We start from the raw sequence: 7,026 nt of genomic DNA on the forward strand, positions 1-7,026 counted from the left end.
GACAGGCTCGCGGCCTTGGGCGCGTCGTCGGCGTCCTCGTGCTCGTCGTTGGCGGCTTCGCCTTCGGCACTGCCGAAACCGCGCCGCAGCTTTTCCAGCGTGCGCAGCGCCTTGGCCTCGGCTTCGCGCAGCAGGCCGCGATGAATGACGGCCTCGCCGTTGCGGTCGATGGTGACGATGGCACCGGCCACCTCGCGCACCTCGGGGGCGTAGCCTTGCAAGGCGTCCTCCGCGTCTTGCAGTTCCCCGACCACCTGATCGCGCCGCTGTTCCAGCTTCTCGGCCTTGGCCTCGTCCTCGCTGCTTTCACCTTGGTAGGCCTCTTCCAGTTCGGCGTCGATCTTTTCGAGGCGGGTTTCCAGCGAGGCGATGCGGCGGGCCTCGCGGGTGGTCGGCTCGCGGCGGTGGCGCGGGGCGTTTTGGAACGCCTGCCGTTCCTCATAGGCCAGATGCGGCACGGCCTCCACCCATGCCCAGCCCTCGGCGCGCACGTCCTCGGTCAGCGTTGCCAGCTTGTCGCGCACCAGCGTTTCCAGCACTGCGGTATCGGTGAGGTAGGTTCCGGCATCGCCTTCGGCGAACAGGTCGCGGCGGACGCCGCCGCCTGCCTGCCGGTAGGTGTCCAGCCCGACGAAGCGCACCAGCGCGTGCGTGGCGTCGATTTCACGCTCGGTCAGGCGCTCGCGCAGCTTGGACGGGCTGCGCTGCCATTCCGGCGCACCATAGAACGCGGCTTCCTGCGCGGCGTGGTCATCGGTGATGGTCAAGGCCATCAACTGTTCCAGCGTCACGCCACCGGCCCGGTAGTCGGCCATCAGGCGCGGCGAGACGTTCGCCAGCTTCAAGCGGCGCTGCACCACCAGCGGGGACACGCCGAAGTCGGCGGCAATGTCTTCGACGGGCCGGCCTTCCTTGACCAGCGCGGCGAAGGCCGCGAACTGGTCGGCGGGGTGCATGTTCTCGCGCTGCACGTTCTCCGCGAGGCTGACGGTACGGGCGGAAGCATCGGCCACCAGCAGGCACGGCACTTCGTAGTCGGCGGGGATGCGCTTCTTCTTCGCCAGCAGCTTCAAGGCGGTCAGGCGGCGGTCGCCTGCGACGACTTCGTATTGCTCGCCATCGGCGGCGAGGATGACAATCAGGTTTTGCAGCAGGCCGATGCGGGCAATGCTCGCGGCCAGTTCGGGGATGGACAGGCGCGGGGTCGTGCGGGCGTTGCGCTTGGAGCGGCGCGGCAGCAACTGCGAGAGCGGAACCAGAATCAGGTTCTTGGACGGGTCGGCCATTTCCAGCGGGGCGGCGGCTTCGATGGCGACGGCTTCGGTTTTGAGTACGGCGTTCATGGTGATAACTCCTTGCGGTTAGGGATGCAGCAGCGAGAGAAGCGGCAAGGGCTGCTGCCTGCCCCTGCCGCGTGGGGATTCAGGCTTTCAACTGGCGCAGGCCATCGGCCAGCAGCCACAGGGCGCGATTGAGGCGCACGCTTTGGTCGATGCCCTGCACGGGCCGGGTGGTCTGGCGGCGGCCATTCGCGGCGCGGGCGGACAGGCCGCCTTTGGTCAAGTTCTCCTGCGTGCGGTTGAACACGCTCCACAGGTCGCGGCGGTCGTCGTCGTGGCGGCGCGGCATCAGGATTTGCGATTCCGTGATGGGCGCGGGCTTGTCCTCGTCGTACTTCAACGCCAGCGCAGCGCGGGCGAACACTTCCGATTCCCCGGCGTCCAGCGTGATGGCGCGCATGGCATCGCGGGATTCATGCGCCCGGTCGAAGCCGTGCAGGACTTCGTAAGCGCCTTCGATCACATGCGCCGCCACGTCGCCCTTGTGCGGCACGCGCACGTCGGCCACGGTGTCGCCGCAGACAAGGCCATTGCTGCAAACGAAGCGGAACATCCCGGCCAGCATCTGATAGCTGCTGGTGCCGTCATGGGAGTTCAGCAGGATGATTTCGTTGGCCTCGCGGCCGTTGATCTGGCTGGAGTGGCGCAGCCGGATCATGTGCTTGGTGTAGTCGCGGCGGTCGTCGTTGCGCACGCGGGTTTGCGTCACCATGAAAGGCTCGAAGCCTTCCCCGCGCAGTTCTTGCAGCACGGTCGCGGTGGGGATGTAGCTGTACCGCTCGGAGCGGCTTTCGTGCGGCGCGTCCGCGAAGATGGACGGGGCCACGGCCCGGATTTGGTCGTCGGACAAGGGACGTTCCGAACGCAGCACCGGGGAACGGGAAGCGAAGCGGGATGCGAGTTGCATGGCATTTCTCCTGACAAAGAAAAAAGGGTTTGCTGTTCACCGCACACCGGATTCCTAGATTCGGAAGCCCAGCCTTTCGGCTGTTCGGTGCGGTCGGCACGAGGAACCCGGTTGGCCCTGTTGCCACCGTCTTTCCTGAGTTCATCGCCCGCGACGGTCAGGAGCGCGCGGACGGGGGTCGTCAAGGAGGCAAGCGCAGGGTTGGTGCGGCCCGCAGCGAAGCGAGGACACGGCCCTGCGCGCCTTGACGGCACACGGCCGCGGGCTACAGTCGCGGACAAGGTGATGGAGTCAGGGAAGACGGCTGGACAAGGCAACGGCCTTCCCCACACGCCGACCGCACGGCAAGCGAAGCGCGCAGGCCCGGATCTAGGAATCCGGGCCTGAGGCGTCAGCCGAGCGGAGCGAGGGAACGATGGAAGCCCGGAAGGGGCGAGACGCCGCAGGCGGCTCGATGCGCAGCGCGCACGACAGCGCGACCGGCCATGTTTCTTGGCCGGGGACGCACAGCATTCAATGCTCGATGCACAAGCTCATGCGTCAGTCATGGGGAAACAGGTTCGACAACGACTGCTGTGGTCTGGCCGATCCGGCGCAGCCGGTTCGGCGGTCTTTGAGGGGCGCCAAGCACCGCGCGGCGGGGATAGCCCGCAGGGCTTTCCCTGGAGGCAAGCGAAGCGCGCAGCGCCCCACAAGGGGCGCGTAGGCATCACGCCGAGTCGTCAGGGCGCAGGCTGGATTCCGATACCGGCATCCACGGCGATGACGAGTCCAGCAGGTAGCGCGCACCACGCGCGTACAGACCCGACAGCCCGGTGGGCTGGTAGAACCCGGTGACGCGGCGCCGGAACTGCGCGCCAAACTCGTTGGTGTAGATCACCGCGTCGCCGATCTTGAAGCGCAGGGGCTGGCCGTTCTCCGGCGCGAACGGCTTGAGCGCATCGTGCTGCGCAGTGATTTCGATGATGTAGTCGTGATGGCTGCTCATGGCATTGATCTCCTGCGAAGGTTGGAAAAGCGCAAGGAGCGCCTTGCGGCGCTCCGAGGGCCGGCTCAGACAGCGATCCGCCCGGCCAGCCGCGCATCGCGCGCGTAGGCGCTCAACCGCTTCTCGGCGCGGAAAGACAGGTCGCGCTCGATCGGCAGGCCCAGCCCGCCGCGCACCGTCGCCAGCTCGCCCAGGCTGACCCAGGCGATTTCTGGCGCACCCAGGCCCAGGTCACAAAGACCAAAGGCGTGGTCGTGGTCATCGGGATCAATCTCGGTCAGCAGCCAGGTCGCGCCGGCGTCCGGCGTAAACAGCTTGACCACGGGTGCCGGATCGAAGTCCGGGTTCTCCAAGGATTCGCGGCCGTTGGCCAGCAGCACGATGCGCTGCTCGTCAGTGATGAGTGCGTTGTTCACGGTGAACTCCTGAAAGGATGCCGGGCGGTATTGCCCGACCCTTCCGGGGCACGGCGCAGCGCAAGCAGTCAGGGGTCAACGACGGCCGCCAGGACGCAAGCGCCATCGGCGCGCAGCCCTTGACGGCGAGAACGCCGTGGCACGATGAAGGGAACAGCAAGACCGCCTCTCTCGCACCTCCACGCACCCCGGTTTTCGGCAAGTGCGCAGCACGCGCAGGCCCGCGAGGGCCGGAGTCGCGCGGCCGGGCGCAGCAAAAAAAGGGGGCCGAAGCCCCCAAGGGTCAAAGCAGGCCGCGCTCGGCGAATGACGTGGTACGGCTTCCCGCGACGATGACGTGATCCAGCGTGCGAACGTCCACCAGCGCCAGCCCCTGCCGAAGCTGCGCGGTCATCGCCTTGTCGGCCGCGCTCGGCTCGGGGTTCCCACTCGGATGGTTGTGCGAAACGATGACCGCCGCCGCATTGAGCCGCAGCGCCAGCTTCACCACCTCGCGCGGATGCACCTCGGCCGCGTCGATCGTGCCGTGGAACATCTCCACGTAGTCGATCAGCCGATGGCGCGTGTCGAGGAACAGCACCGCGAAGACTTCGTGCTCGAAGCCGGCCAGCTTGGCGCGCAGGTAGTCCTTGACCACAACTGGCGAAGTGAACTCGGCGCCGCGCTGCATCTTCTGTTCGATGACCTGGCGCGCGGCTTCCAGAATCTGGTCGGCGTCCGCCGGCCGACAGCGCCCACGGCCATCGCGCACCATCAGCGGAGTATCGAGAGAGAGGGAAAGTTGCGACATGATCGTGCTCCGGTTGCTCGGTCGGAATTGCCCGGAACCGGCGCCAGCACGGCGCAGCGCAAGCAGTCAGGGGTCGCAGACGGCCGCCAGGACGCAAGCGCGCATGGCGCGCGCCGCCCTTGACGGCGAGAACGCCGTGATACGGTGAAGGGAACAGCAAGACCGCCCACACCCGCCCACTGCACACAGTCGGCTTTTGGGGCAAGCGGAGCGCGCAGGCCCGAGAGGGCCGGAGGCGTCAGGGGTCAAAGCCGAATGGCCGCGATTCGGCACGAAGCGCGGGGCGCAGCCCGCGAACCCGACGGCGGCACGCCGGGACGCCCGGCTATTGCGGCAGCTTCTTGAGCTGCTTCGCCGCACGCGACTCCAGCAGTCGCCGCGTGGTTTCCAGCTCCTTCTGCAACAGTTCGGCATCCGGCAGCACGGTACGGTAGTTCGCCGCCATCACCTTCGTCGGCAAGCCCTCCAAGGCATACCGCGCCAGCGCGTGGCCCTTGTCGGCGCAGAGGATCAAACCCACGGGCGGGTTTTCGTCGGGATACGCCCAATGCTCCTTGGCGTAGTTGCAATACATGTGCATCTGGCCCACGTCCGCATGGGTCAGGCTGCCCAGCTTCAAGTCGATGATGACCAGGCAGCGCAGCCGCCGGTGGAAGAACAGCAGATCCACCCGATACCACGTCTGGTCGATGCGCAAGCGCCGCTGCCGACCGACGAAGGTGAACCCTTCGCCCAGCTCCAGCAGAAAATCCTCCAGCCGCTGGATCAGGGCTGCTTCCAGATCGGATTCCGAATACTCGTCCTTGAGGTTCAGGAACTCCAGCACATACGGGTCTTTGATCGCATCGTCCGGCCTGACGGCATCCTCCGGCCTAGGCGCAGCGCCCTTGACCAGCATCGCCGCCTTGTCCTTCGACAAAGCGGTGCGCTCGTAGAACTGGCTGCCGATCTGCCGGTCAAGCTGGCGCACGCTCCAGCCGCCGCGCAGCGCCGCGGCCTCGTAGAAGCGGCGGGCGTGCTCGTCCTTGACCGACAGCAGCCGCACGTAGGCCGACCACGGCAGCGTGAACACCTGCGCCAGCTCGCCCAAGGCCAATTTCCGAGACACTGTCTCGGATTTCTCGGCGGGCAGCCCGTCGCCCGATTTCCGAGACAGTGCCTCGGAAATCACCGGCCGGGGATAGGCGGCGAAGAACCGCCGCATGTTCTCCAGGTTGTCCGGGCTGAACCCGCGCCCGAAGCGCGCGGTCAGGTCGGCGGACAGCCGGGCAATCAACTGTTCGCCGTACCCTGCGCGCCGTTTGCCCTGTTGCTCGGCCTCCACGATGCGGCGACCAATCTCCCAATAGCTGGCCGTCATCAGCGCATTGACGCTGCGCGCCGCCGCCTGGCGGGCGGCATCGAGCAGTTCCACGATGCCGCCGTGGATGCCGGCGTAGCCGGCAGGCACGGCAGCGCCTTTTACTGCTTTGGGCGTCCGGGCGCTCATGCCGTGGCCTCCTGGGGCTGGCGTTGCCGCGCCTTCGTGATGGTCTGGCGCCGGGTCGCCACCAGCTCGGCCGCCTGGCGCACAGGATCGTCCTCGGTGTGGACATAGCGCATGAACATCGCCACGGTCTTGTGCGCTGTCAGCGCCATGCCGACCTTGAGCGGCACGCCCGAATTGGCAATGTCCGTCGCCGAGCGGTGGCGGATGCCGTGGGTGCCGACCTTCGGCACACCGGCACGGTCAAGGATGCGCCGCCACGCCTGATAGTAGGAGTGGGGGCTTAGCGGCTTCTTGTGATCGAGGATCGCAGGGCAAACGTAGGGCGAATCGCCATAGTGGGGGGCGCTCTCCAACAGGCGGCGAGCCTCGGCGCTCAGGGGCTTGGACATATCGCCGGTCTTGCTGTCCGGCCAGACCACCCGGCCGTTGGGCAGGTCGAGCCAATCCCATTGCAACAGCAGGATTTCCGACATGCGCGCCGCGAACTCGAATTGCAGCCGGACGGCCAGCAGGTGGATGGGATGTTCTAAGCCCTCGGCCTCGGCCTTCTCCAGATAGGCGAACAGCTTGGTCATCTGGTCGTCGGTAATGAGCCGGGTCGAACCCTTTTCCGGGTACTTGGGCACATGGCGGCAGGGATTGGAGCCATCGGGCCGGTAGCCCCACAGTTCGGCCAGGTTGAACATCTTTCGGACGAGCGACAGCACGCGGTTGGCCTGGGTGGGCGACTTCTCCATGCGCTTCATCAGCGCAGTGATGTCGTTGCGCGTGATCTCATGAACCTTCTTGCTGCCGAAGGCCGGGATGACGAAGCTGTCAATCTGGTACTGGTAGCCGGCCTGCGTGCTGGGCTTGTTGTGCGGCTTGGAGTGGTCGTCCATGAACCGGCCGCACAGCTCCTTGACCGTCGGCGCCTTGCGGGCTTCGGCCTTGTCGAGTCCGGGATCGCCCCCGCGCCGGACTTCGGCCAGCCAGTCTTGCGCCAGCGATCGGGCCTGTTCGACCGTCAGTTCGCCGAACTGGCCGATTGCCGGCTTGCGCCGCACGCCGGAGTTCGTGCGGTACTGATGACCTGCCCCCTTCAGGCGTGCCAACT

Annotated in this window: 7 protein-coding genes; all 7 read right to left on the minus strand. The window is 66.7% G+C overall.

Features of this window, described 5'->3' with window-relative positions; genetic code table 11:
• Nucleotides 1-1,343 (minus strand): ParB/RepB/Spo0J family partition protein (locus A612_RS00560; protein WP_019372674.1); only part of this gene is annotated, 1,343 nt, incomplete at its 3' end.
• Nucleotides 1,344-1,422: 79 nt separating this feature from the next.
• Nucleotides 1,423-2,247, minus strand: coding sequence for a DUF932 domain-containing protein (locus tag A612_RS00565; protein ID WP_040435350.1), 825 nt, complete (start codon nucleotides 2,245-2,247; stop codon nucleotides 1,423-1,425).
• 709 nt (nucleotides 2,248-2,956) lie between these two features.
• Nucleotides 2,957-3,235: a hypothetical protein gene (locus A612_RS00570; RefSeq protein WP_019372676.1), complete on the minus strand. Its 279-nt coding sequence runs from the start codon at nucleotides 3,233-3,235 to the stop codon at nucleotides 2,957-2,959.
• Nucleotides 3,236-3,300: 65 nt separating this feature from the next.
• Nucleotides 3,301-3,651 carry a DUF2958 domain-containing protein gene (locus A612_RS00575; protein WP_019372677.1) on the minus strand — a complete coding sequence of 117 codons (351 nt, stop codon included), beginning with the start codon at nucleotides 3,649-3,651 and terminating at the stop codon, nucleotides 3,301-3,303.
• A 283-nt stretch (nucleotides 3,652-3,934) separates the two neighbouring features.
• On the minus strand, nucleotides 3,935-4,441 hold the full coding sequence (radC, locus tag A612_RS00580; RefSeq protein ID WP_040435353.1) for a RadC family protein: 507 nt from the start codon (nucleotides 4,439-4,441) through the stop codon (nucleotides 3,935-3,937).
• Between the two features lie 325 nt (nucleotides 4,442-4,766).
• Nucleotides 4,767-5,930 (minus strand): PDDEXK nuclease domain-containing protein, encoded by a 1,164-nt coding sequence (locus tag A612_RS00585; protein ID WP_040435354.1) that lies wholly within the window; start codon nucleotides 5,928-5,930, stop codon nucleotides 4,767-4,769.
• Nucleotides 5,927-7,026 (minus strand): tyrosine-type recombinase/integrase (locus A612_RS00590; protein WP_040435356.1); only part of this gene is annotated, 1,100 nt, incomplete at its 5' end. The genes A612_RS00585 and A612_RS00590, both read right to left, overlap by 4 nt.

The sequence above is a fragment of the Melaminivora alkalimesophila genome (assembly GCF_000282995.1).
In the GTDB taxonomy this organism is placed as follows: domain Bacteria; phylum Pseudomonadota; class Gammaproteobacteria; order Burkholderiales; family Burkholderiaceae_C; genus Melaminivora; species Melaminivora alkalimesophila.